This is a genomic window from Mesorhizobium sp. 131-3-5 (assembly GCF_016756575.1).
Lineage (GTDB): Bacteria > Pseudomonadota > Alphaproteobacteria > Rhizobiales > Rhizobiaceae > Mesorhizobium > Mesorhizobium jarvisii.
The window spans coordinates 1276680-1301173 of record NZ_AP023254.1; the positions used below are offsets into that span (position 1 = coordinate 1276680).

30 protein-coding genes are annotated in these 24494 nt (G+C 64.0%); 18 read left to right on the top strand and 12 right to left on the bottom strand.

Annotated features, from left to right (window positions below; genetic code table 11):
* Window positions 1–48 precede the first annotated feature (48 nt).
* Window positions 49–1851: an ABC transporter transmembrane domain-containing protein gene (locus JG747_RS06200; protein WP_064981245.1), complete on the top strand. Its 1803-nt coding sequence runs from the start codon at window positions 49–51 to the stop codon at window positions 1849–1851.
* A gap of 36 nt (window positions 1852–1887) precedes the next feature.
* Here the strand turns inward: JG747_RS06200 and JG747_RS06205 are convergent, their stop codons facing one another.
* A complete protein-coding gene (locus JG747_RS06205) occupies window positions 1888–3375 on the bottom strand; it encodes a carboxypeptidase M32 (RefSeq protein ID WP_064981243.1) in 1488 nt (495 codons plus the stop codon).
* A gap of 265 nt (window positions 3376–3640) precedes the next feature.
* Here JG747_RS06205 and JG747_RS06210 point away from each other — a divergent pair, with 265 nt between their 5' ends.
* Window positions 3641–3994, top strand: a complete 354-nt coding sequence (locus JG747_RS06210; protein ID WP_064981242.1) for a DUF1304 domain-containing protein — start codon at window positions 3641–3643, stop codon at window positions 3992–3994.
* Window positions 3995–4087: 93 nt separating this feature from the next.
* Here the strand turns inward: JG747_RS06210 and JG747_RS06215 are convergent, their stop codons facing one another.
* The 9 genes from JG747_RS06215 to JG747_RS06255 form a co-directional block, all read right to left on the bottom strand.
* Complete coding sequence (locus JG747_RS06215) at window positions 4088–4516, bottom strand: hypothetical protein (RefSeq protein WP_064981240.1); 429 nt, start codon at window positions 4514–4516, stop codon at window positions 4088–4090.
* A gap of 247 nt (window positions 4517–4763) precedes the next feature.
* Window positions 4764–5795 carry a peptidoglycan -binding protein gene (locus JG747_RS06220; RefSeq protein WP_019861763.1) on the bottom strand — a complete coding sequence of 344 codons (1032 nt, stop codon included), beginning with the start codon at window positions 5793–5795 and terminating at the stop codon, window positions 4764–4766.
* Between the two features lies 1 nt (window position 5796).
* A complete protein-coding gene (locus JG747_RS06225; RefSeq protein WP_027047497.1) occupies window positions 5797–6822 on the bottom strand; it encodes a MotA/TolQ/ExbB proton channel family protein in 1026 nt (341 codons plus the stop codon).
* A 104-nt stretch (window positions 6823–6926) separates the two neighbouring features.
* Window positions 6927–7613, bottom strand: a complete 687-nt coding sequence (gene trhA / locus JG747_RS06230; protein ID WP_019861760.1) for a PAQR family membrane homeostasis protein TrhA — start codon at window positions 7611–7613, stop codon at window positions 6927–6929.
* Between the two features lie 101 nt (window positions 7614–7714).
* Window positions 7715–8515, bottom strand: coding sequence for an inositol monophosphatase family protein (locus tag JG747_RS06235; RefSeq protein ID WP_202361384.1), 801 nt, complete (start codon window positions 8513–8515; stop codon window positions 7715–7717).
* A gap of 24 nt (window positions 8516–8539) precedes the next feature.
* The gene (efp, locus tag JG747_RS06240; RefSeq protein ID WP_019861758.1) at window positions 8540–9106 is read right to left on the bottom strand and encodes an elongation factor P; all 567 of its coding nucleotides are present in this window, start codon (window positions 9104–9106) and stop codon (window positions 8540–8542) included.
* Window positions 9107–9236: 130 nt separating this feature from the next.
* Window positions 9237–10232 carry a tetratricopeptide repeat protein gene (locus JG747_RS06245; protein WP_446720611.1) on the bottom strand — a complete coding sequence of 332 codons (996 nt, stop codon included), beginning with the start codon at window positions 10230–10232 and terminating at the stop codon, window positions 9237–9239.
* A 46-nt stretch (window positions 10233–10278) separates the two neighbouring features.
* The gene (locus JG747_RS06250; protein WP_027047496.1) at window positions 10279–10926 is read right to left on the bottom strand and encodes a thiamine phosphate synthase; all 648 of its coding nucleotides are present in this window, start codon (window positions 10924–10926) and stop codon (window positions 10279–10281) included.
* Between the two features lie 133 nt (window positions 10927–11059).
* Window positions 11060–11965 (bottom strand): DMT family transporter, encoded by a 906-nt coding sequence (locus JG747_RS06255; protein ID WP_064981238.1) that lies wholly within the window; start codon window positions 11963–11965, stop codon window positions 11060–11062.
* A 133-nt stretch (window positions 11966–12098) separates the two neighbouring features.
* Here JG747_RS06255 and JG747_RS06260 point away from each other — a divergent pair, with 133 nt between their 5' ends.
* The 3 genes from JG747_RS06260 to JG747_RS06270 all read left to right on the top strand — a co-directional run bounded on the left by JG747_RS06260 (window position 12099) and on the right by JG747_RS06270 (window position 14254).
* Entirely contained in the window at window positions 12099–12557 is a 459-nt protein-coding gene (locus tag JG747_RS06260) for an Lrp/AsnC family transcriptional regulator (protein WP_064981237.1), read from the top strand.
* An 82-nt stretch (window positions 12558–12639) separates the two neighbouring features.
* Window positions 12640–13368, top strand: a complete 729-nt coding sequence (locus JG747_RS06265; protein WP_202361386.1) for a class I SAM-dependent methyltransferase — start codon at window positions 12640–12642, stop codon at window positions 13366–13368.
* Between the two features lie 115 nt (window positions 13369–13483).
* Window positions 13484–14254: a sulfite exporter TauE/SafE family protein gene (locus tag JG747_RS06270; RefSeq protein WP_064981233.1), complete on the top strand. Its 771-nt coding sequence runs from the start codon at window positions 13484–13486 to the stop codon at window positions 14252–14254.
* 42 nt (window positions 14255–14296) lie between these two features.
* Here the strand turns inward: JG747_RS06270 and JG747_RS06275 are convergent, their stop codons facing one another.
* Entirely contained in the window at window positions 14297–14848 is a 552-nt protein-coding gene (locus JG747_RS06275) for a DUF2269 family protein (protein WP_038650278.1), read from the bottom strand.
* A 329-nt stretch (window positions 14849–15177) separates the two neighbouring features.
* Here JG747_RS06275 and JG747_RS06280 point away from each other — a divergent pair, with 329 nt between their 5' ends.
* From JG747_RS06280 to JG747_RS06315, 8 genes are all read left to right on the top strand, one after another.
* Window positions 15178–15558, top strand: a complete 381-nt coding sequence (locus JG747_RS06280) for a hypothetical protein (RefSeq protein ID WP_019861748.1) — start codon at window positions 15178–15180, stop codon at window positions 15556–15558.
* A 377-nt stretch (window positions 15559–15935) separates the two neighbouring features.
* The gene (gene rcdA / locus JG747_RS06285; RefSeq protein ID WP_038650276.1) at window positions 15936–16469 is read left to right on the top strand and encodes a protease adaptor protein RcdA; all 534 of its coding nucleotides are present in this window, start codon (window positions 15936–15938) and stop codon (window positions 16467–16469) included.
* A 93-nt stretch (window positions 16470–16562) separates the two neighbouring features.
* Window positions 16563–17072 (top strand): crossover junction endodeoxyribonuclease RuvC, encoded by a 510-nt coding sequence (gene ruvC, locus JG747_RS06290; RefSeq protein WP_010912038.1) that lies wholly within the window; start codon window positions 16563–16565, stop codon window positions 17070–17072.
* A 56-nt stretch (window positions 17073–17128) separates the two neighbouring features.
* Entirely contained in the window at window positions 17129–17398 is a 270-nt protein-coding gene (locus JG747_RS06295; RefSeq protein ID WP_019861745.1) for an AbrB/MazE/SpoVT family DNA-binding domain-containing protein, read from the top strand.
* Window positions 17376–17795 carry a type II toxin-antitoxin system VapC family toxin gene (locus JG747_RS06300; protein WP_069090355.1) on the top strand — a complete coding sequence of 140 codons (420 nt, stop codon included), beginning with the start codon at window positions 17376–17378 and terminating at the stop codon, window positions 17793–17795. Before JG747_RS06295 ends, JG747_RS06300 begins: the two co-directional genes overlap by 23 nt.
* Before the next feature lie 27 nt (window positions 17796–17822).
* Entirely contained in the window at window positions 17823–18443 is a 621-nt protein-coding gene (gene ruvA, locus JG747_RS06305) for a Holliday junction branch migration protein RuvA (RefSeq protein WP_038650268.1), read from the top strand.
* A gap of 43 nt (window positions 18444–18486) precedes the next feature.
* Window positions 18487–19524 (top strand): Holliday junction branch migration DNA helicase RuvB, encoded by a 1038-nt coding sequence (gene ruvB / locus JG747_RS06310; protein ID WP_010912034.1) that lies wholly within the window; start codon window positions 18487–18489, stop codon window positions 19522–19524.
* 159 nt (window positions 19525–19683) lie between these two features.
* Window positions 19684–20580 (top strand): metallophosphoesterase, encoded by an 897-nt coding sequence (locus JG747_RS06315; protein ID WP_202361387.1) that lies wholly within the window; start codon window positions 19684–19686, stop codon window positions 20578–20580.
* A 15-nt stretch (window positions 20581–20595) separates the two neighbouring features.
* Here JG747_RS06315 and JG747_RS06320 read toward each other — a convergent pair whose 3' ends face one another.
* Complete coding sequence (locus JG747_RS06320; RefSeq protein WP_202361388.1) at window positions 20596–21846, bottom strand: glycoside hydrolase family 5 protein; 1251 nt, start codon at window positions 21844–21846, stop codon at window positions 20596–20598.
* Between the two features lie 57 nt (window positions 21847–21903).
* On the opposite strand from JG747_RS06320, the gene ybgC reads away from it, so the two are divergent.
* From ybgC to tolR, 5 genes are all read left to right on the top strand, one after another.
* Window positions 21904–22386, top strand: coding sequence for a tol-pal system-associated acyl-CoA thioesterase (ybgC, locus tag JG747_RS06325; protein WP_019861740.1), 483 nt, complete (start codon window positions 21904–21906; stop codon window positions 22384–22386).
* Between the two features lie 95 nt (window positions 22387–22481).
* On the top strand, window positions 22482–22757 hold the full coding sequence (locus tag JG747_RS06330) for a type II toxin-antitoxin system ParD family antitoxin (protein ID WP_202361389.1): 276 nt from the start codon (window positions 22482–22484) through the stop codon (window positions 22755–22757).
* Complete coding sequence (locus JG747_RS06335) at window positions 22747–23061, top strand: type II toxin-antitoxin system RelE/ParE family toxin (protein WP_202361390.1); 315 nt, start codon at window positions 22747–22749, stop codon at window positions 23059–23061. Before JG747_RS06330 ends, JG747_RS06335 begins: the two co-directional genes overlap by 11 nt.
* Before the next feature lie 257 nt (window positions 23062–23318).
* Window positions 23319–24029 (top strand): protein TolQ, encoded by a 711-nt coding sequence (gene tolQ, locus JG747_RS06340; RefSeq protein ID WP_019861737.1) that lies wholly within the window; start codon window positions 23319–23321, stop codon window positions 24027–24029.
* A 10-nt stretch (window positions 24030–24039) separates the two neighbouring features.
* The gene (gene tolR / locus JG747_RS06345) at window positions 24040–24492 is read left to right on the top strand and encodes a protein TolR (protein WP_027047494.1); all 453 of its coding nucleotides are present in this window, start codon (window positions 24040–24042) and stop codon (window positions 24490–24492) included.
* Window positions 24493–24494: the final 2 nt, after the last annotated feature.

The following is a 24494-nucleotide window of genomic DNA, read 5'->3' on the forward strand; positions in this document are numbered from 1 at the left end:
CAACCGCATATTGATGGCGCGCACGAAAAGGGCCAGAGGAAAACGGTCATGGCGGACATCAGTGGCGATGCGGACGAGCGTCGGCGCTCGCTCAAGCCGCTCAGGCGCCTGTTCCCCTATCTTGGCCGCTACCGGAAACTGGTGGTCGGCGCGGTGATCTCGCTGACGGTCGCGGCGGCGACGACGCTGGCCTTGCCGCTGGCGGTGCGGCGCATGATCGACCACGGCTTTTCGGCATCGGATTCCAGCTTCATCGCCGAATATTTCGGCATGCTGGTGGTGATGGCCGCGGTGCTGGCGGCGGCGTCGGCCTGCCGCTACTATTTCGTCATCACGCTCGGCGAACGTGTTGTTGCCGACATCCGCAACGACGTGTTCAGCCATGTGACGACCCTGTCGCCATCCTTCTTCGATACGTCGCAGTCGGGAGAGATCGTATCGCGGCTCGCGGCCGATACGACGCAGGTCAAATCGGCGGTCGGCGCCACCGCCTCGGTCGCGTTGCGCAACGTCATCCTCGGCCTCGGAGCCGTGGCGATGATGGTCTTCACCAGCCCGAAGCTTTCCGGCCTGGTCATTGCCGCCATCCCCGTCATCGTCTTGCCGCTGGTCGCCTTTGGGCGCTCGGTGCGTCGCAAATCGCGGCTGGCGCAAGACACGTTGGCCAATGCGACGGCCTATGCCAGCGAGCAGATCGGCGCGGTGCGTACACTGCAGGCCTTCACCAATGAAAGACTGGTCACCGGTCGCTTTTCGTCCGCCGTGGAGGCTGCCTTCGAGGCGGCGCGCGCCTCGATCTTTGCACGCTCGTTCCTCACTTTCTTCGCCATCTTCATGATCTTTTCCTCTGTCGTGGCGGTGCTGTGGTTCGGTTCGCGCGACGTGCTCGAAGGCACGCTGTCGCCGGGCACGCTTGGCCAGTTCCTGCTCTATTCGGTGTTCGCCGCCGGCGCGCTCGGCGCGCTGTCGGAAGTCTGGGGCGAACTTTCCCAGGCGGCGGGTGCAGCCGAGCGGCTGACCGAGATCCTGGCCGAAAAGCCGGCGATCCAGGCGCCGTCCGATCCGAAGCCGCTGCCGGCGGTCGCCAAGGGCGCGATCGTCTTCGACAACGTCTCCTTCTCCTATCCGGCGCGACCCGACCGTGCCGCCGTCCACGGCCTGGGTTTCCAGGTCATGCCCGGCGAGACGGTGGCCATTGTCGGCCCCTCGGGAGCCGGCAAGAGCACCGTGTTTTCGCTGATCCTGCGCTTCTACGATCCCGAAAGCGGCCGGATCCTGATCGATGGCGTCGACGTGCGCGAAGCCGATCCGGTTTCGGTGCGCGAGCGCATCGCCATCGTGCCGCAGGACGTCACCGTCTTCGCGGCGAGCGCGCGCGACAATATCGGCTTCGGCCGACCGGGTGCCAGCGAAGCCGAGATCGAGGCGGCGGCGAAGGACGCGCTGGCCGACGAATTCATCCTCAAGCTCGAGAACGGCTATGACAGCCAGGTCGGCGAGCGCGGCGTCACGCTGTCCGGCGGCCAGCGCCAGCGCGTGGCGATCGCCCGCGCCATCCTGCGCGACGCGCCGATCCTGCTGCTCGACGAGGCCACCTCGGCGCTGGATGCCGAAAGCGAGACGCTGGTGCAGACAGCGCTGGAACGGCTGATGCAAGGCCGCACCACCATCGTCATCGCCCACCGGCTGGCGACGGTGCTGAAGGCCGACAGGATCCTGGTCATGGATGGCGGCCGCATCGTCGAGGAAGGCACGCATCAGAGCCTGGTCGCCAGGGGCGGCATCTATGCCAGGCTGGCCAAGCTGCAGTTCGAGACCGGCGCCAGCGCCTTCAGGGGCGCGGCGGAGTAGACAGGCGCTTCTGTCCTGTCGGTTCCTTCGATCGCTTTACGCGGTTCCATACCGTTTGCGCAGGTGATCGACGAAATACACGGCGTTGAGCTTTTCGCCGGTGGCGCGTTCGAGCAGGTCCGGCGTCGACCAGCGCGAGCCCTGCGACCATATCTTCTTGCGGCGCCAGTCATTGATGGCGGTGAAATTGCCTTTCGCGAGATCGTCATCGGCTGAGGGATGTTCGCGCGTCAGCGCGGCCCATTGCTGCGCCGCCATCATCGCGCCCAGCGTATAGGACGGGAAGTAGCCGAAGGCGGCACCCGGCCAGTGCACGTCCTGCATCGGCCCGTCGGCCGGGTTGTCCAACGTGGAGAGGCCGAGATAGTCGCGCATCTTGGCGTCCCAGGCTTCGGGCAAATCGGCAACCTCGAGCCTGCCCGAGACCAGTTCCTGCTCCAGTTCGTAGCGCAGGATAACGTGCAGGGGATAGGTCACCTCGTCGGCGTCGACGCGGATCAGCCCGCGCTCGACGCGATGCACATGCGGCAGGAGATCGTCGAGCGACCAGGCCTCGCCGAGATGTTTGTCCACCACCGGCAGCGCCCAGCGCCAGAAGGCGGGGTTGCGGCCGATCTGCTTTTCGACGAACAGGCTCTGGCTCTCATGCACGGCCATGCCGCGCGCCTTACCGAGCGGCCAGTGCGACCACGCCTTCGGCAGGTTCTGTTCATAGAGCGCATGGCCGGTCTCGTGCAGCACGCCCATCAGTGCCGACAGGAAATCCGACGTCTTGTAACGGGTGGTGATGCGCACGTCGCTGGGCACGCCGCCGCAGAAGGGATGGTGCGACACCGACAGCGAGCCGTGCGTCAGGTCGAAGCCGACGGCTGCCATCATGGCAAGGCCAAGTTCGCGCTGCTTGTCGATCGCGTAGGTGCCTGAGAGCGGCTTCAGCGGATGCTTGCGCAGCCGCGCTTCCTGGATCGCCAGAGCCTCCGGGACGAAGCCTTTGAGGAAGGCTTTCAAATCGGCGAAGACGGGCGTGATGTCTGATGTACGGTTGCCGGGGTCGAATTGCTCCATCAGCGCATCGTAAGGGGCGAGGCCGAGCACGTCGGAGCGCAGGGCCGCCTCTTCGCGCACCAGCGCCACCACGCCTTCGAGCGCCGGCTGGAAGCCCGCCCAGTCGTTCTTGGCGCGCAGGTCGCGCCACAGCTGCTCGCAGCGCATGCGCGCCGTCGTCTGGCGTTCGACGAATTGGACCGGCAGGCAGGTCAGGTTGGTGTATTGCCGCCGCAGTTCGCCGAGCGCCGCACGCTGCTCGTCGTCGAGCGCCTCGCCTTCGGCGGCGGCGATCCAATCGGCGATTTCCGGGGCGGTCGCCCTGGTGTGGTACATGCCGGCGAGTGCCGCCATCGCCTCGGCGCGCTTCTCGCCGCCACCGACGGCCATATGCGTGGCTTCGTCGGCGCCGAGGATGGCCAGCGCATGCTCAAGCGCTTCGAGCTTGTGGCCGAGGTCATCGAGTTTCTGAAAGGACATAGCGGCTTCCGTGATTGAGACGGCGCGAAAAGACACCAACGCAAAAGCGTTGGCAACCCTAAGAGCGGTTCACCGTTCCATGGAAACGGCAAACCGCTCTAACTCTTTGTTTTGATGCAATTCCCAAGGGAAAGCGCTGCGCGCTTTTCCCGGGAAAACCGCCTCACACTTTTCCTGGAATTGCCCAGATGCCGTCCGGCGGATGCACCTTGCGCAAGCGATGCCAGACATGAAATGCTGCCGGCAACGCGTTAAGGGGGAGCAAATGATCGGCAACATCCTGGTCGGGCTGGTGGCCTTGATCCATGTCTACATCGTCTATCTCGAGATGGTGCTTTGGAACACGCCTCGCGGGCACAAGACATTTCGCCTGACGCCCGAATTCGCTAACGCATCGAAGGTGCTCGCGGCCAATCAGGGCCTCTATAACGGATTTCTCGCGGCCGGCCTGATCTGGGGGCTGTACCTCGGCGCCGCCGGTTTTCAGGTCAAGGTCTTCTTCCTGTTGTGCGTCGCCATTGCCGGCCTCTACGGCGCGGCAACGGTCGGCCGCAAGATCCTGTTCATCCAGACCGTGCCGGCGGTGGTCGCCCTGATCGCGATCTGGCTTGGTTGGTAGGCAAGCCGGGCTGGTGAGGAAAAAGGACGCCCGCGGGACTGGGGTCCCGAAGGCGCCAGATAGTCCCTTCCTCTTGGACCTTGCCGGATGGCTTCAGCCGTTCGGATAGGTTCCGCCGTCGGCGCCGTCACCCATCAGGAAACCGCTGCCGGTGTCGACCCGCAGCTGCTGGTCGACATTGTCGAGACGGCGCAGCAGGTCATGATACTGCGCGGCCGGAATCCTGCCGTGATCCGACGCGGCTATCTTCTCGGCCGCCTGGCTGATGCGGGCGGTACGCATCTCCAGGCGCTCCGCCACCGCCGGAGTGATGTTGTTGGCCTGCCTCGCGTCGACGATGCCGTGGCGGACACCCTGGACCTGTTCGATGAGAGCCTCGACGCGCGGGCCGGTCATGTCTGTCGGGTCCGTCGCGTCGAGAGCGCCCTTGTGATGGCCCGCGGCATAGGCGCCGGCGAGCGGAATGGCGATAAGGAATGCGGTCAGTGCTGCAGTTCTAAGCGTAGGGTTAAAAGAGCGCATCGTCGCGTCTCCTCCAGAAGAGGAAGGCAGCGGTTCTTTCGTCTACCTTCCAGCCGCGGGCCGTCGGGTTCCGTCGCGTCGCGATGGGAGGCATCGCCGGCGGTTCTCGGCCCTGGGCGGCAAGCTAGGAGCGCTCCGGCGCCAAGTGTAATTAAAAAAAGATAATCTTTTCAGGCCTTGCCGGCTCCGGTCTGCGCCCTAAAGTTGAGCCGGCGAACAAATTCGCGTGAGTTCGCGTGATGAGAAATCAACGTTCGGTGAGCTTGAGTTCAATGCGGCGGTTTTTGTTGCGCGCTTCGTCGGTGTCGGCGGGGTCGAGCGGCTGGAATTCACCAAAGCCGGCGGCGACCAGGCGGTTGGCCGGCACGCCGTTCTCGATCAGGAACTTGACCACCGAGGTCGACCGCGCCGTCGACAATTCCCAATTGTCGCGGTAGCGGCCGGTGCCGGAGAGCGGCTTGTTGTCGGTATGGCCGTCGACGCGCAGCACCCAGTTGATCTCGGGCGGGATTTCCTTCTGCAACTCGATGATGGCGTCGGCGAGCTTCTTCATCTCGACCTTGCCGGCATCGTTGATCACCTCGGAGCCGGTCGGAAACAACACTTCCGACTGGAACACGAAGCGGTCGCCGACGATGCGGATGTTTTCGCGATCGGCGAGGATCTCGCGCAGGCGTCCGAAGAAGTCGGAGCGGTAGCGGTTCAATTCCTGCACGCGCTGCGCCAGGGCGACGTTCAGCCGGCGGCCGAGATCGGCGATCTTGGTGTTGGAATCGCGGTCGCGGGCTTCGGACACATTGAGGGCGTCTTCAAGCGCGCCGATCTGCTTGCGCAGCGCGGCGATCTGCTGGTTGAGGATCTCGACCTGGCTCAGCGCCTGCTGGCTGATCTGGCGCTGGCTGTCGAGTTCGCCCGAAAGCGCCGCGGCGCGCTGGTTGGCCTGGTCGCCGGCGCCCGCGCCTTGCGCCAGCAACTGTTCGAGCCGGCTCTTCTCCGCCTCGGCCGCCGACAGCGACGCCTGCAGATTGGCCAGCGAATCGTCCTTGTCCTGCGCGGTCGAGCGCTCCAGCGCCAGCAACTGGGTCAGTTCGTTGATTTGCGAGTTGAGACGGGCGAGCACCGTATCCTTGCCGGAAATCTCGCGGCCGAGCAGGAACTGCGCCAGCACGAAGACGGTGAGCAGGAACATGATGGCCAAAAGCAGCGTCGACAGCGCGTCGACAAAGCCCGGCCAATAGTCGATGCGGCGATCGGTACGCCGGCCCCTGGCAAGCGCCATGTCAGTGCACCCCGGGCTTCTTCAGGGCGTCGGCAATCTTTTCCAATGTGTTGCGCATCGCCTTCTGCTCATCGGACTGGGCCTCGACCCAGTCGCGCATGATCTGCTGCTCGGAGCGCATGTTCTTGACCAGGCCGGAAATGCCGTCGGCGAGATTGGCCATCGCGGTGGCGACGCGCGGATTGGAGCCGCCGCCATTCTCCTGCATGCTGCGCAGCCGCTCCGACAACAGACGGATCTCGTCGGATGGTTCGCTCTTGGCCGGATCGGAGACGACGATGTCGGAGGAAAGATCGGTGACCGAGGACAGCCAGTTCTCAAGCTCGGTGTAGAAGCGCGTCTGGGCGCGGCCCGCCTGCAGGTCGAGGAAGCCGAGCACGAGCGAGCCGGACAGGCCGAACAGCGAGGACGAGAAGGCGGTGCCCATGCCGGCCAGCGGCGCCGACAGGCCCTGTTTCAAGGAATCGAGCACCGCCGCGGCGTCACCCGTGCCGGGGTCGAGCGATTCGATGGTCTCGCGGATCGAGCCGATCGTGTTCAACAGGCCCCAGAAGGTGCCGAGCAGGCCGAGGAACACCAGGAGGCCGACCAGGTAGCGCGAGGTGTCGCGGCTTTCGTCGAGGCGCGTGGCGATGGAATCGAGCATGGTGCGCATCGAGGAGGTCGAGAACGCCATGGTCGAGGAGCGGCCGATCATGGCTTTCATCGGCGCCAAAAGCACCGGCTCGGTGGTCTCCGAGCCGGCGCGGAAGGAGTTGAGCCAGCGCACCTCGCGAAACAGCCGGCCAACCTGGGCGAAGGCAAGCAGGATGCCGACCGCGAGCACGCCGATGATCAGGCCGTTGAGCCCGGGATTGGTGACGAAGGCCGTCGAGATCTGGCGGGTCAGGATGGCGGCAATGAAGGCGACGATGGCCAGGAAGATGACCATGGTCAGCAGGAACACCTGCGGACTCGACAGTTTATGTGGATCGTAGATCAGTACGTCGGAGCGCCTGCCCATGCCGAAGGATCTGAGAAAAGCCATCCGTGCCCCGTTTTCGCTGCCGCTGCCGCCGATCACGTCGTTCGCGACTCTAAACGGAATTGTGACCAAATTGAATGGCGCTTGGCAATATTGCCGCAGGCGGATCAGAAACGGTTTATCACCAGGCAGTCGACCATGGCCGCCAGATGCAGGCCCGCGCCAGTGACGACGAAGCCGTGCCACAGGGCGTTGTGGAAGCGCAGACCCTTCCAGGCGAAGAAGATGACGCCGCAGGAATAGACGACGCCACCGGCGACGATGAGCACGATCGACGTCGTCGGCAGCGTCTCGACGAGCGGCTTGACCAGGACGATGCCGCTCCAGCCGATGGCAAGATAGAAGACGATCGCCAGCCGGTCCAAACGGCCGGGAAAGCACACCTTGATGGCGATGCCCGTCGCCGCCGCGATCCAGACCAGCACGATCATCCAGCGGGCCAGCGGCGAAGCGTCGAGCTGAGCCAGAAAAGGCGTGTAGGTGGCGGCGATGAGAAGATAGATCGCGGCGTGATCGAAGCGCCGCAGAACCCATTTGGCCGGTGACGTCACCGGCCACAGATTGTAGGCCAGCGACACCGAGAGCACGGTCAGCAGCGAAACGACATAGAAGGCGGCGGCAATGTACTCGCCCGGTCCGACGCGAAACGCCGCCAGCGCCAGCAACGCCGAGCCGGCCGCGATCGCCAGCACGATGCCGACCGCATGGACAATGCCGTCGGCGATCATCTCCGCGCGGGAGTAGTGCCAGCGCCCGACAAACGGGATTTCGAGTTGCGGCGGGATATTGGTCATCGATCGTCCTGCGTCACCCTATATCTGGGCAACCGCCGGACAGTATTTCAAGCTTAGGTGGCGGTTTTGCGACCGCGGCCGTTCAGCGCGGCGGGAGGGCTTTAGCGGGATGCCAGGGGCTTTTTCACCGTCTTCAGCAGCGCACGCTGGATGACCTCGTTGCCGGCAACGACGGAGCCGTTGTCCAGCATGTCCTGCCCGCCATCCATGTCCGAGACGAAGCCGCCGGCTTCGCGGATCAGGAGCATGCCGCCGGCAATGTCCCAGGCCGACAGGCCGGTTTCCCAGAAACCGTCCATGCGGCCGGCAGCGACATAAGCGAGATCGAGCGCGGCCGAACCGAGACGGCGCACGCCCGAGACCTCGGCCATGACGTTGCGCAATTCCACGAGGAAATTGCCGTGGTGGCCGCGTCCCAGATGCGGCATGCCGCAGCCGATCACCGTGTCGACCAGCTTGATGCGGCCGGCCACGCGCAGCCGGCGGTCGTTCATGAAGGCGCCGCCACCGCGCTCGGTCGTGTAGAGCTCGTCCATGGCCGGATTGTAGATGACGCCGGCGACGATCTGGCCCTGGCGCTCCAGCGCGATCGAGACGGCGAACAGCGGAATGCCGTGCAGGAAATTGGTGGTGCCGTCGAGCGGATCGACGATCCAGCGGTGCTGGCTGTCTTCGCCTTCCACCGCGCCACGCTCTTCCATCAGGAAACCGTAGCCCGGACGCGCCTTCGACAATTCGGCAAAGATGATGTCCTCGGCCTTGCGGTCGGCCTGGCTGACATAGTCGCCGGGTCCCTTCAGCGAGACCTGCAGGTTCTGGACCTCGCCGAAGTCGCGCGACAGCGAGCGGCCGGCCTTCATTGCGGCCTGGACCATGACGTTGAGAAGGGCTGAGCGTGCCATCGTATGTCTTCCTGCTGCAGCGCGTCAGTCGGCGCGGCGCACGTAAGTGATTTCGTTGGTGTCGACGATGATGCGTTCGCCGGCGCCGATGAAGGGCGGCACCAGCACGCGGATGCCGTTCTCCAGCACCGCCGGCTTGTAGGAGGATGCCGCCGTCTGGCCCTTCACCACCGGGTCGGCCTCGGTAATGGTGAGGGTGACATAGTCGGGCAGCGAAATGCCGATCGGCCTCTCCTCATAGAGCTGGACCGTCACCATCATGCCGTCCTGCAGGAAGGCGGCGCGGTCGCCGACGAAATCCTTGTTCAGTTCGAGCTGTTCGTAGCTCTGGGTGTCCATGAACACCAGCGCGTCGTCCTGTTCGTAGAGGAAGGAAAAATCCTTCAGGTCGAGGCGGATCTGTTCGACCGTCTCGGCCGAGCGGAAGCGCTCGTTGAGCTTGGTGCCGTTGATCAGATTCTTCAGTTCGACCTGGTTGTAGGCGCCGCCCTTGCCGGGCTTGACGGTGTTGGTCCTGACCGCCACCCACAGGCCGCCATCATGCTCGATGACGTAGCCGGGACGGATTTCGTTGCCATTGATCTTGGCCATGATGATGGGATCCGGAATGAGATTTTCGCTGGGACAAGCGATTTAGGGGCTCCCAAGACCACAAATCGTCCGGAGAGGCAAGGGAGCGGGCAGCAATGGGCCCGGCGCCGGGCGATCGCACCTGCCGCCATCAGGGCAGGCGGTTTGCCTTCTGCAGGGCCTGTTTGGTCTGTTCGTCGCTCAGGCCCTGCAGGAAATCGTCCATGTCGGGATCGATGAGACCGGCACGGCGGGCGACGATGTACCAGGCGCCGGCGAGCACCAGGTCCGGGTCTGTGCCGATGCCTTGCATGTAGAGTTTTGCCAGCCGGTTCTGCGCCGCGACGTTGCCGCCCTCGGCTGCCTGCTTCGTCCAGCCGAAAGCCGATTTCAGGTCGCGGGCGCCGCCGCGGCCTTCGATCATCCAGGCGGCGAGATCGATCTGCGCGGTGTCGTAGTTCTGCCGCGCGGCCTGCGCGAGAAAGCGTCTCGCCTGCGCGTCGTCGCGCGGCTTGCCGCCGACGCCGTTGGCATAGATCTGGGACATGGCGTATTGCGCGTCGGCGAGACCCGTCGCGGCGGCGCGCTCATAATAGGAGACCGCCTTGGTCAGGCCCGCGTCGCCTGGATCCTGCTGGACCAGCATCTGCGCGAAATTGAACTGCGCCAGCTGGTTGCCGGCTTCGGCGGCGGCCTGCATCAGGGCGTAGGCCTCTTTCGGATCCTTCTTGACGTAACGGCCGTCGAGCAGCATCAGCGCATACTGGAACTGCGCCTCAGGCACACCCTGTTCGGCGGCAAGCGCATACCATTTCGAGGCTTCCGCCGCATTCAGCGGCACGCCTAGCCCGCGCGACAGGATCTCGGCCACCAATGTCTGCGCCGCCGGGTCGCCGTTCCGGGCGCGAGTCAGCGCCAGATTATAGGCCGTTTTGTAGAGCCCGCGCTGGAAAGCGCCATAGGCTGCGTCCGCCGGCTTGGCGCCGAAGCGGTCGGGATTGATGCTGTCGACCGAGGGCAGCGGTGCCGGCTCCGCCGTGGTGGCGGGCTGCGGCAGCTGCTTTTCGATCGGCTTGTCGGTGTGCACGCCGTTTTCAGGCTTGGGCTGCGGCTGGGGTACGGTTTCGGCGGCGGCGGCCTGGATCATGACCGCTGCAAGCAAGGCCTGAAGGGGAAACCTTACCGGAGCCACATCAGTCCTCGAAGCGCGGCGCGGTTTCGTCGAGCAATGCGTTGGCACGGGCCACGGCGGTTTTCGGATCGACGCCCTCGGCGAACACCGCGCTCGACAGCGCGACGAACTCGGCGCCGGTGGCGGCCACGTCCTCGACGGAAGCCAGATCGGATCCGGCCATGACGATGCAGGGGATCTGGATCATCTGCGCCCACCACTCGCCCAGCGACAGGTTGCGCGGATGCGGCTCCGGCTTGTTGTCGTAGCCGAAGCGGCCGAAGAAGATGTAGTCGGGCCTGACCTCACCAAGCTCGAGCGCGTCGTCGCGCTTCTTGGCACCGCCGGCGCCGACCATCATCTTCGCCTGGAAATGTTCGATCGTTTCGGCGAGTTCGGCCTTGGATGTCTCGACATGGATGCCGTCGGCCTGGACACGGCCGGCGATGCGGGTATCGCCGGCGATGATCACGGCCACGCCCGCGGCCTGCGCCGTCGGCACAATCTGTTCGGCAAAGGCCTGGAAGGAAGCCTCGTCCATGCCGTTTTCGGGCAGGATCAGCGAGGCGACGTCGCCGCCGTCGAATGCGGTGGCGATGCGGGCGGCCGGCACGCCGGGCGGCGCGATCAGCACGATGCGGCAACGATTTGGGGGTGTGGCGTCGTTCATGGTTCTTCGATCCCGGATTTCGCCTATGCCGGGCGAAGATGGTTGCATTGCGGCATAGAGCAAACTGCCCGCTTTGAACAGGCGGGCAGTCGGGATCGCGTTTCCTGACCGCGGGGCGGCAGGCGTGCCTGCCCTACTTGACCGGCTCAGGGCTCGCGGTGACCGGTTTCGATTTCCACAAGGACCAGCCGAGGTTCATGCCGGCGGCAGCCACCAGAATGGCGGCGGCGCCGGCGACCTGGCTGAGATGCAGCCGATGGCCGAAAGCCACGACATCGACCAGGATGGCGACCACCGGATAGATGAAGGACAGCGATCCCTGCAGATGCGTCGGCAGCTTCTGGATGGCGCCGTACATCAATATGTACATTAGGCCGGTGTGGACGATGCCGAGCGTCGCCAGCATCGCCCAGCTCCACGGGTCGGCGGGAAGACGCGAGAGATGGGCGAAGGGCGCCAGCATGACGACGCCGACGCAGACCTGTATCAGCGCGATCAGGTGCGGCGGCGTGCCCTTGAGCTTCTTGGTGACGATGGCCGCGACGGCCCAGAAGAAGGCCGCGGCCAGCGCCATGACGATGCCGGCAAAATAGTTGGTGCCGACATCGCCGGCATCAGGCGTGGCCTCGACGATGAGCACCATGCCGGCAAAGGCTATTGCCAGCCATGTCAGCTTGGTCAGCGTCAGCCGTTCGGCGAAGAAGAGTGCACCGAAGCCGACCAGCATGAAGGGCTGGGTGTTGTAGACGGCGGTGGCAATCGAGATCGACGCGCGGGAGAAGGCGCTGAACAGGAGCAGCCAGTTGATGACGATGGCCGCGCCGCCAAGCGCGGCGAGGCCGATGACGCGCGGCGGCAGCCTGCCGCGCAACAATCCCAGGCAAGCGCAGATGATCAGCAGCGTCACCGCGCCGAACGCGCAGCGCCAGAACACCACATCCATGATCGGCTGGCCGGACATGACGACGAACCATCCGATCGTCCCGAGGATGGCCATTGCGGCCGACATTTCGACCGTGCCACGTACCGTATCGTTCATGATAACCTCTGAGCCCATTTTGAGGCGGCATAATCTCATGCGGGTTGGGCGCTTTCCATCTGATTGGAAAGGCTGTATGGAGGCCTGACCTAATTATATTAGGTTCCTGCCACGAATTTGTGAGAAATCTGAAATGCTTGACGATCTCGACCGAAATCTCCTCGAAATCCTGGTCAGGGATGCGCGGACCTCGCTGAAGGAGCTGGCCGCCCAGGTCGGGCTGTCGTCGCCAAGTGTTTCGGAGCGGCTGCGGCGGCTCGAGGAGCGCGGCGTCATCCGGGCGTTCACCGTCGAAATCGATCCGCTGGCGCTCGGCTATACGCTGCAGGCGATCGTGCGTATCCGGCCTTTGCCGGGCAAGCTGCACATCGTCCAGAAGCTGATCGAGGAGATCGCCGAGTTCGGCGAATGCGACAAGGTGACGGGTGACGACTGTTTCGTCGCCCGGCTGTTCGTGCGCTCGATCGGCGACCTCGACGGCATTCTCGACCGCATCGCCGACAAGGCCGAGACCAGCACCGCCATCATCAAGGCGCAGCCGATCCGGCGGCGGCCGCCGCCGCTCGGGGCGCGGTCGGCCCCGTCGTCTTGACTCCACATGGCTGTGGTGGACAGGCGCGACCAGTCCACTAAATGTCAGCCCGCCGGATGATTGGCTGAGAGACGAGGTAGACATGGCGCAGAATATCTACGACCAGCCGGATTTCTTCGCGGGCTACAGCCAGCTTGGCCGGTCGATCGACGGCCTGGAAGGCGCCGCCGAATGGCCGGCGCTGTGCGCCATGCTGCCTCAAGTGGGCGGCTTGCGGATCGTCGACCTCGGCTGCGGTTTCGGCTGGTTCTGCCGCTGGGCGCACGAGCATGGGGCGAGCCATGTCCTGGGGCTGGACCTGTCGGAGAAGATGCTGGCCCGGGCGAGGGCCGCCGGCCCGGACACCGGCATCACCTATGAACGGGCCGACCTCGACAAGCTCGACCTGCCGCAAGACAGCTTCGGTCTCGCCTACAGCTCGCTTGCGCTGCATTATGTCAAGGATGTCGCGCGGCTGTTCGGGACGGTGCATCAGGCGCTGTCGGCCGGCGGCCATTTCGTCTTCTCGACGGAGCATCCGATCTACATGGCTCCGACCAGGCCGGGCTGGGCGGTCGATGCCGAAGGCCGAAGGACATGGCCTGTCGACCGCTATCTGGTGGAGGGCCCGCGCAAGACCGACTGGCTGGCCAAGGGCGTGGTGAAACATCATCGCACCATCGGCACGACGCTGAACGCGCTGATCCGGACCGGTTTCGCGATCGAGCATGTCGAGGAGTTCTGTCCGACAGACGCGCAGATCATGGCCAAGCCGGAACTCGCGGAAGAGCTGGAACGGCCGATGTTCCTGCTGGTCTCGGCCCGGCGATAAGGCACGAGCCGGACATTGGCAGGTGTTCGGCAACCGGCCCGCATTTACAGTCGCCCAAAGCGCAATTCTCGGCTATTCAGGCGATGACGCCTTCCCTCCAGACCAGTCCCTCCCCATGTCAGGCCTGCTTCTCGATCCGTGGTTCTACGCGGCTGCCATTCCGGCGGTCATTCTGGTCGGCCTGTCCAAGGGCGGGTTTGGCGGCGCTGTCGGTTTCGTCGGCGTGCCGCTGATGGCGCTGACCATGCCGCCGGTGCAGGCGGCCGCCATCCTGCTGCCAATCCTGTGCCTGATGGACATCGTCTCGGTTTGGACGTGGTGGGGCGTCTATGACCGCAAGATGCTGGTCGACATGATGCCGGGCGCCGTCATCGGCATCGGCATTGGCTGGTTGACGGCGGCCTTGGTCACCGAGGAAGCGGTGCGGCTGATCGTCGGTGCCGTCGCCATCATCTTCGTGCTGCGCTGGCTCTATCTGCAGTTCCGCCATGGCGCCGACCACGCCGCCGAACCCAACCGCGTGGCTGCCGCGATCTGGGGGACGGTCGCCGGCTTCACCAGCTTCGTCGCCCATGTCGGCGGCCCGCCCTTCCAGGTCTATGCGCTGCCGATCCGGCTCGACCCCAAGGTCCTGTCGGGCACGGCCGCGATCTTCTTTGCCGCGACCAATGCGCTGAAGCTCATACCCTATTTCGCGCTCGGCCAGTTCGACACCGCCAACCTGACGGCGTCGGCCGTGCTGATGCCGCTGGCGCCGCTTTCGACTATCGCCGGCGCCTGGCTGGTGCGGCGCATGCGGCCGGAGATTTTTTATCCCTTCACCTACGCGACCGTGGCGGTCGTGGCACTGAAGCTTTTGTGGGACGGCCTCGCCGGCCTGATGTAGACAGGCGAGGCGGCTGTTCGGCCGCTCTCACCGTCAGGGAGATCAGGCGGCGCTTTCCACCAGCCGGCGGCTTCCGCCGAAGGCCAGCGTGGCGCCGACCACCAGGACCAGTACCATGCCGGCGAGGATGCCGATGTCATGCGTGGTCGGCTTGAGCACCATGTCGGCGACGATCACCAGCATCACCGCATAGTCGAAGCGAGCCGCGCTCATCATGCGCTGGCCAATGGCAAGCACGGAAGGTGTCACGCCCTCCTTGGCGATCATCGCGCCCATGCGCTCGCCGGTCGGCTTGAAGATGAGCATGCCGATCGAGAAGGTCGTGGCGTAGCCTGCCAGGCCGATGATGATCCACAGGTCGGAGAAGCCGACCCAGAAGCCGCACATGATGAGGCCGAAGAGCAAGGTCAGCATCGACATCGGTGCGAAGAAAAGGCCACCCAACTGACCGCTGGCGCGCATCGCCTGCAACTTGTCCTCGATGTTGCCGGCGCGCTCGGCAAGCACGCCGAGGAGGAACAATACGAAGCCGCCGCCGACCCACAAAATGGCTGAGACGACGTGAAGGAATTTGACGATGGAATACCAGTCCATTGTTTGCTCCTGGGACATTTCTTGTTGTTCGCAGCCGGGCGGATATGCACCAGCCGTCAGAGGAGCGGGCGTTTAGCGTAATGCCTGTTTCGGCACGATGTCGCGGAAAAACAGCTTTTGTTTCGGCGGTTTTCGATCAGCGCTGATTCTCGACAACCACCGATGCGCGGCTTCATTTTCTGCTATTGTCGGATGCGTCAGGGGGAGCGCGACATCGTCTGGAAACAGTACCGATGCTAGTGCGCCGAGGCCGGGAGCCCGGTGGCGACAGCAGACGCCGGACGATCAACCCATTCCCGCAACGGGAAGAGGCAATGAGGGGGAACATTATGCAAGGGGTAGCACGCAATTTCTTCACGCTGGCCATCATCTATGCGCTGTGCGGCATGGCGCTCGGCATCCATATGGCGATCAGCGAAGACCATGGCCAGATGCCGACTCACGCTCACATTATGGTGGCAGGCTGGCTGATGTCGGCGGTCTTTGCCTTCTTCTACCATCTGTTTCCTACGGTCGGGCTAAAGACGATCGCCGTCGTACACTTCTGGCTGACCGCGATCAGCGGAATTGGGCTCATGATCGGCCTCTTCATTCTGCTTGCCGGTACGCCCGCAATAGAACCGCTGCTGGGGATAGCCTCGATCGGCTTCTATGCCGGCATGCTGCTGTTTGCCTTCATCGCTTTGCCGGTGGTCTGGAAGAAAGCCTGAGCCTGAAGCGAGCTTCGGGTCTGTGCTGTTACGGCACAGGAATGGGGTGTTCGGTCAAAAAACATCGGTGCCGTTAAAGGTTCATTAAGCTTTACAGGCGTTTACTATGCGCATCCAGTGATCTGGATTCTTACCGAGTGGTTGGAGCCACTTTGTTTGACGCCTCCCTGTTAAACTCCTGAGAGCCGCCTTATCCGCGGCTCTTTTTTTGTCCGCATTCCGGTGGCACGCCGGGTGTCGGTCCGCTGTTAACCTTCTGTTAAACATGTGCTTGCCTTCACCCCCGGCGAAGCGCATTTTCAAGCTTCAGTCAGATAGGGTGCCGGGTGTATCGGCAGTGAACCGAATCGGCCGGTTGCAAGTGCAGGGGCGTATCAATGAACGAGCCTTCGAAGGGCAGTGCGAAAACCGTCAAACTGGCGGAGCGCCGGGTTTTTTCGCATTCCTTCAAACCGCTCTACCAGGAAGGCATGGGGCTGGTCGAACAGGCGGCCGAGTATCTCGACGGCAAGGGCCGTGCCGAGGCCAAGAAGCTGTCGCGCCTGGCGGCCACGCTCTACGCGGCCGAATCGATGCGGCTGACGACCAGGCTGATGCAGGTTGCCTCCTGGTTGCTTTTGCAGCGCGCGGCCAATTCCGGCGAGATGACCCGCGACCAGGTCGCTTCGGAAAAGTCCAAGGTGCGCCTCGATACCGCTTCCGCGCATGACGAAGCCGCCGGCTGGGCCGAACTGCCCGAGGAGTTCCTCGACCTGGTCAACCGCTCGCTTCGCCTGCAGGCATTGGTGCGCCGCATGGACGACGAGATCTACGGCGCCGGCGCGGTAGTCGACATGCAGCCCATGGGCCGCCGGCCCAATCCGGTTTCCGACCAGATCAGCCTGCTCAACACGGCGTTCGCCCGCAACTGAGCGGCTTCGGAATATTTCCAGCTCGACAGGCCTCCGTTTCCGGTTTGTTCACATTTCGCTGGCATCGCTGTCCCCCGGAGGTAAAGTGACCGGATGGGGGACGCGATTCGCATCATCGGCATCGATCCGGGGCTCAGACGCACCGGCTGGGGCATCGTCGAGAGCCTCGGCAATTCCTTGCGCTTCGTCGCGTCCGGCACCGTGCGCTCCGAGGACAAGGCGGCGCTGGCGACGCGGCTCTGCCAATTGCATGACGGGCTCGCCGAAGTCCTGCATGCGGCAATGCCGCATGAGGCGGCCGTCGAACAGACTTTCGTCAACAAGGATGCCGTGGCGACGCTGAAGCTCGGCCAGGCGCGCGGCATCGCCATGCTGGTGCCGGCGCGTGCCGGCCTTGTCGTCGCCGAATACGCGCCCAATGCGGTGAAGAAGGCGGTCATCGGCGTCGGCCATGGCGACAAGAAGCAGATCCACATGATGGTGAAGGTGCTGCTGCCGAAAGCGACCTTCGATACCGAACACGCCGCCGACGCGCTGGCCATCGCGATTTGCCACGCGCATCACCGCCAGAGCGCCGCCTACCGGATGGCGCTTGCCGGCTAGCGATGTTCTTGACTTGTTCACGTTGAGCGGATAAGTAATACCTTGGAGGTATTACCATGCGCGTCACCACCAAGGGGCAAGTGACAATCCCCAAGCCGATAAGGGACCATCTGGGCATCGGTCCGGGTTCCGAGGTGGAGTTCGTGGCCACCGACGGGGGCGTTCAGCTGGTTGCCGTCAACGAGAACCTCTCCGAGGAGGAGAAATTGCGCAGGCTCCAAGATGTCCTCGACCGGATGGAGGGGACGTTGGACCTGGGGGGCATGACCACCGACCAATACATGGAGTGGTTGAGGGGGCCGCGTGAAGATCTCGACGTTGATTGACACAAATGTCCTGATCGACGTTTGGGGACCAGCCGGGCCGATGAAAGAATGGTCGGCATCGGCTATCGCCTTCTGCCGCCGCGACGGTGCGTTGGTCGTCAATTCGATCATCTGGTCCGAGTTAGCACCGCTGATCGCGACAGAGGCCGCACTTCGAAAAGCCGTCGACATGCTGGAGATGGATCGCGAACTTGTGCCCTGGGACGCGGCATTCCTTGCCGGCGTCACGCATTCCCGCTATCGCCGGGCCGGTGGCATCAGGGAAAGGACCTTGCCTGATTTCTTTATCGGCGCTCATGCAACCGTTGCCGGGCATCGTCTTTTGACCCGCGACGCCGCGCGTTATCGCAGTTACTTTCCCGACCTCGACATCATTTCTCCGGAAACCCACCCATGAGGGCCCATCTTCCATGAAAGACCCGGCATGATAGGCAAGCTCAAGGGCACGCTGGACGAGATCGACGAGGATCATTGCCTCGTCGACATCCACGGCGTCGGCTATGTCGCCTATTGCTCGGCGCGCACGCTGGCAGCGCTGCCTTCGCCCGGCGAAGCGGTGGTGCTGTTCATCGAGACCTATGTGCGCGAGGATATGCTGCGCCTCTATGGTTTCCAGTCGCAGCTTGAGCGCGAGTGGTTTCGGTTGCTGATGAACAATGTGCCGGGTGTCGGCGCCAAGGTGGCGCTGGCCATCCTGTCGACGCTGGCGCCGGCCGACCTCGCCAATGCGATCGCGCTGCGCGACATCGCCATGGTTTCCCGCGCGCCTGGCGTCGGCAAGAAGGTGGCCGAGCGCATCGTCACCGAATTGAAGAACAAGGCGCCCGCCTATGCGGGCGCCGCCTCCGGCACCATCGGCCTGAAGCAGGAACTCGGTGAAGGTGTCGCCCCGGCCCCAATCACCGACGCGGTCTCGGCACTGGTCAATCTCGGCTATTCGCGCGACACCGCCGCCAATGCGGTGGCCGCGGCACTGAAGACGGCAGGCGAGGACGCGGATGCCTCGAAGCTGATCCGCTTCGGGCTGAAGGAACTGGCGCGGTGAGGGCTCGCTTGTCCCTCCTCTTGCCATATGCAAGGAAGACAGTATGAGCCTGTCGCCCCGTCTCATTGCGCCGGAAAAACGCGGCGAGGATGCCGATCAGACCTTGCGGCCGCAGACGCTCGCCGACTTTGTCGGCCAGGCGGCGGTGCGGGCCAATCTCAAAGTCTTCATCGAGGCCGCCAAGGGCCGCAACGAGGCGCTCGACCATGTGCTGTTCGTCGGACCGCCGGGGCTGGGCAAGACGACGCTGGCGCAGATCATGGCGCGTGAACTCGGCGTCAATTTCCGCTCGACCTCCGGACCGGTCATCGCCAAGGCCGGCGATCTCGCGGCACTGCTGACCAATCTCGAAGAAGGCGACGTGCTGTTCATCGACGAGATCCATCGGCTGAACCCGGCGGTGGAGGAAATCCTCTATCCGGCGATGGAGGATTTCCAACTCGACCTGATCATCGGGGAGGGGCCGGCGGCGCGTTCGGTCAAGATCGACCTCGCCCGTTTCACGCTCGTAGCCGCCACCACGCGGCTTGGCCTGCTCACCAATCCGCTGCGCGACCGGTTCGGCATTCCGGTGCGGCTCAACTTCTATACGGTCGAGGAATTGGAGCAGATCGTGCGGCGCGGCGCGCGCATCCTGCAAATGCCGCTCGGCGACGACGGCGCCCTGGAAATCGCGCGGCGCGCGCGCGGCACACCGCGCATCGCGGGGCGGCTGTTGCGCCGCGTGCGCGACTTCGCCTCGGTCGCCGGCGACGGCCATGTCGATCGCCTGATCGCCGACGAGGCATTGACCCGGCTGGAGGTCGACGCGCTCGGGCTCGATGCGCTCGACCGCCGCTATCTCTCGATGATCGCCCGCAATTTCGGTGGCGGTCCGGTCGGCATCGAGACGATCGCCGCTGGGCTGTCCGAGCCGCGCGACGCCATCGAGGACATCATCGAGCCCTATCTGATCCAGCAGGGTTTCATCCAGCGCACGCCGCGCGGCCGCATGCTGACGGCCAATGCCTGGCGCCATCTCGGCCTCGATGCGCCGAAGGATTTGGCGCAGCAGCAGATCAACCTGTTCCAGGAAGAATAGCCCCCAACCGTTCAGGCGCGGGTTCCCAGACCATCGATCAAGGATATGTGACCCGTCTTGCGCAAAATCTGCGCGTCTTCGCCGATTTGCCAGCGTAATCGTAGATTTTATCGGACGCGTGCGGGCAACCGCTGCGATCGAGGGGCCGGGAGCCAGTCCATGATAACCAGACGCGGGTTCCTGCGCTTCATCGGCGGGTCGTTCCTGACGGCTGCCGCGCTCGGCGCCTATGCGGTCGGCATCGAGCCGATGCTCTTGACCCATGTGAAGCGCTACGCGCTGACGCCGCCGCACTGGCCTGATGGCCTGAAGCTGCGGGTTGTGGCGCTCGCCGATATCCATGCCTGCAGGCCCTGGATGACGCAGGAACGGATTGCTTCGCTCACCGAAGACGCCAATGCACTGCAGCCGGACCTCATCGTGCTGCTGGGCGACTATATTGCCGGCATGCCGCTGGTGACGGGGCCGGTGACGCCATCGCAATGGGCGTCCGCGCTGTCGGGCCTCAAGGCGCCGCTCGGCGTGCTGTCGATCCTCGGCAATCACGATTGGTGGAACGATGGTTTCGCGCAGCGCGCCGGAGCCGGCCCGACCATTGCGCGCAAGGCGCTGGAAAAGGTCGGCATCCCGGTGCTGGAGAACGATGTCGTTCGCCTGGAGAAGGATGGCCATGGTGTCTGGATCGCCGGCCTGGCCGATCAGCTGGCGTTGCTGCCGGCCAGGAAGGGCGACGGGTTCAGGGGGCTCGACGATCTCGACGGCACGCTGGCCAAGGTTGGCGACACCGCGCCGATCATCCTGCTCGCCCACGAGCCTGATATCTTTCCGACCGTCCCGTCGCGGGTTTCGCTGACCTTGTCGGGCCACACCCATGGCGGGCAGGTGCGATTGTTCGGCTATTCGCCTGTCGTGCCGTCGCGTTTCGGCAACCGCTACGCGTATGGCCACGTCGTCGAGAACGACCGCAATTTGATCGTCTCAGGTGGGCTCGGCTTCAGCATCATGCCGGTGCGCTTCGGCGTGCGGCCGGAGATCCTGCAGATCGACCTCGGATGATCTGAACAACAGCTCTCAGTGAAGCGAGCGGATCACGTCCATCACATCCGGCTCGACCTTGTCGCCATTGAAGGCATCGACGATGCCGAAGGCGCCACCATAACTCCACACCGACCATGAGAAACCATGCGCCTCGGCGCGGGCGATCATGTCCTTGACGTAAGCGGCGCGGTACGGCGCCGGCATCACATAGGCATTGCCGTATTCCTGGCGGATCATGCCGAACTCGCCCAGCGTGATGTTTTCGGGCTTGATGCCGTTGGCCTTCGCCCATGCCTCGACCCTTTTGAACGGCGCGTCCATCAGGCCGAGCAGCTTGTCGGGGCTGTCCATGCTGGCGACCTGTTCGTCGAGATAGGCAAGCAGCCCGCTCTGCCGCGTCCACGGCGCCTCGGCCTTGATCCGGGCGCGGATGGTGTCGAGCGCCACGTCGAGCTGCGCATTCGGCACGGCATCAAGCGGATAGGGCAGGCCGGTCACATAGGGGATAAAGTCGCCGGCCCAGGTCGCGCCCTGGTGGGTGAGCAGGAACGGATCGTAGGAGTGGAAGGTCCAGATGACATTGTCGTCGGGGATCGCCTTGGGATCGATCTTCTCCAGGGACGAGGCGGCGGAATAGCAGGCGCCGGTCAGCACCAGCGTCAGTTTCCCAGCCGACGATCGTGCCGCGGCGAACAATTCGCGCTGGCGGTCCGGCCACAGGCTTGCGCCGTCGCTGTCGCAGTCGACGATCGGTTCGTTCATAAGCTCGAAGGCGACTTGGCCCGGATCTTCGCCGGCCAGGGTGCGGGCCATCTTGCGCACCATGTCGACGTAGCGGTCAAAGGTCCGCGGATCATCCATCACCTGCGCCATGCCGATCTTGCGGCTGCCGCCGGCCGGGATCAGGTGCATGTCGACGATCACCTTCAGGCCGGCACGGTTGATCATGCGCACCGAGTCCAGCACGCTGGCATAGAGGTCATGGCGCAGCGCCGTTGTCTGGTCGGACAGGAAAGGCGACGGGTCTACCGGCATACGCAGGAAATCGAAGCCTGCTTCCTTGAGCGCTCTGAGATCGTCATCTCCAAGGAATTTGCGCCATTCCGGATAGGGCAGTATGGTCCTGGCGTCGCCCCATTGATCCTCGCCGGGCCAGGTGACCCACTGGTCGAGATTGAGGCCGCGCTTCATCGTGAAAGTCGCTGCCTGGCCAGGCAGCACCAAGGCCATGAGCACCAGCAGCGCCGCCATCAAACTCTTGATCATCGCCGTCAACGGTGCCATCCGATGCTTTGTCGCGCGGAGAACAGGTGCCTCGTCGGGACTTAAAAAGGAAGCGCAATGGACGATCATGGTGAATCGGCGACGCTGCTGGCCGGGCTTTCCGGCGCGCTGACGGCGTTCGGCCACCGGCTGATGGCGCGGGTCTATTATGCCGACACCGATTTCTCCGGCGTCGTCTACCATGCGCGCTATCTCGAATTCCTCGAGCGCGGCCGCTCCGACTATCTCAGGCTCACCGGCGTGCATCACACGGAGCTCGCCGACGGCAAGCATGGCGAGAAGATCGTCTGGGTGGTGCGGCGCATGGAGATCGATTTCCGCAGCCCCGCCCGCATCGACGACATCCTGACCGTCGACACCCGCACCGACACCATTTCCGGCGCGCGAATCTTCATGGCGCAGCAGCTCAAGCGCGGCGACGAGGTGCTGGTCGAAGCCAAGGTCGAGGCGGCGATCATCGGCGAGAATGGACGACCGCGGCGCTTTCCCAAGGAATGGGTCGCGGCGTTCATGCCCAAGTTTCGTGTTTCGCCTGATTAAACGGTTGGCCCGACAACGGAGCTTGTGTGCCTCCTGAAAATGGTATGACAGTGTCATACATTGTGCTACAAGGTAGGACAGGGAAGACATTCGCCATGAGAACCAGCAAACCCATAAGCGTGACGCTCGGCCGCCAGCAAAGCAGCCTGGACGCCCGCTTGGCGTCGGGAGCTTATGATTCCGCGAGCGAAGTCATGCGTGCCGCGCTTCGCGCCCTTGACCGCGAGGAGCAGGTCATCACCGCCATCATGCGAGCCAAGGTGCAGGAAGCTCTTGACGATCCTCGCCCGGATATCCCGGCCGAGGACGTGTTCAAGGCATTGCGCGAGCATCATGCAGACTGCCTGAAGGTCGCCAAGCGTGACGCGTAGGGTCGTTTTCAGACCTTCGGCGCAGTCCGACCTCTTTGCCATTTACAATTACATCGAAAAGGAAAGCGGTGCCGCGCGCGCCGGTGGCTATATCGACAGGATCGAGGCCGCGTGCATGGCGCTATCAACGTTCCCGGAACGCGGCTCCGTTCGCGATGCCATCGGATCCGGAATCCGGGTTGTCGGCTTTGAACGGCGTGCGTCCATCCTGTTCCGGGTCGACGGGCAGCAAGTGCTGATCCCGCGCGTCCTCTATGGCGGGCAGGACTACCCCACCGACCACGTGGATGAGACGGACTCCTAGGGAGTGGAAGCGCATCGGTCTCGCCACCAGGCGCGGCAATGCGCCGCGCCTTATTCACTAACCCATCCTTAACCATAACGGTTCATGAAGAGATTGGTGAAGATTGGCGCTATCCAGCGCCTTCCTTTCACCAATATTTGCCCTGAAAAGGCCGCTAACGGCACGGTTTGGGGCGTCCGGTAGCTTCGTGCGAACCGACCACAAGGGATGCCAGGGGCCAGCCGCCAGCTTCGCCCGGAAATCTTAAGGACGTAACGATGGAAAATATCGCACTCGCCGAACCGGGCGCGCAATTGTCGATTTGGGCGCTGTTCATGCAGGCCAGCTGGGTGGTCAAGCTGGTCATGATCGGGCTGCTCTGCGCCTCGGTCTGGACCTGGGCGATCATCATCGACAAGCTGGTTGCCTATGGCCGCATGCGGCTGGCGCTGAACCGCTTCGAGCAGGTCTTCTGGTCCGGACAGTCGCTGGAGGAGCTCTACCGCACGCTCGCCGACCGCAAAACCTCTGGCATGGGCGCCATTTTCGTCGCCGCCATGCGCGAGTGGAAGAAGAGTTTTGAGAAGGGCGCCAAGACGCCGCTCGGGCTCCAGACCCGCATCGACAAGGCGATGGACCTGGCGCTGACCCGCGAGATGGAGAAGCTGGAGGGTCGTCTCGGCTTCCTGGCTACCACCGGCTCGGCGGCCCCGTTCATCGGTCTGTTCGGCACGGTCATCGGCATCATGACGTCGTTCCAGGCCATTGCCGGCTCCAAGAACACCAGCCTCGCGGTGGTTGCGCCCGGTATCGCCGAGGCGCTGCTGGCGACGGCCATCGGCCTGCTCGCCGCCATCCCGGCGGTCATCGCCTACAACAAGCTGTCATCGGATGCGAGCAAGCTCGCGGTGCGCATGGAAGGGTTCTCCGACGAGTTCTCCGCCATACTCTCGCGCCAAATCGATGAAAAAGTCGCGCCGAAGGCCTGAGGAGTAGCTGATGGGTATGTCCGTAGGCATGGCGGGACGCGGCGGGCGCGGCCACAGGCGGCGCGGCCGTCACCATGGGCTGATGTCGGAGATCAACGTCACGCCGATGGTCGACGTCATGCTGGTGCTGCTGATCATCTTCATGGTCGCCGCACCCATGCTGACGGTCGGCGTGCCGATCGACCTGCCCGACACGCAGGCTAAGGCGATGAATGCCGACACGCAGCCGATCACCGTCTCGATCAACGCCGCCGGCCAGATCTATCTCCAGGAAACCGAGATCCCGATCGAAGAGCTGGTGGCCAAGCTGCAGGCGATCTCGAAGACCGGTTACGAGGAGCGCATCTTCATCCGTGGTGACAAGTCCACCGACTATGGCACGGCGATGAAGGTGATGGCCCGCATTTCGGCCGCCGGTTACAAAAATATCGGCCTGGTTTCGCTGCAGGAACAGGATCAGTAGAC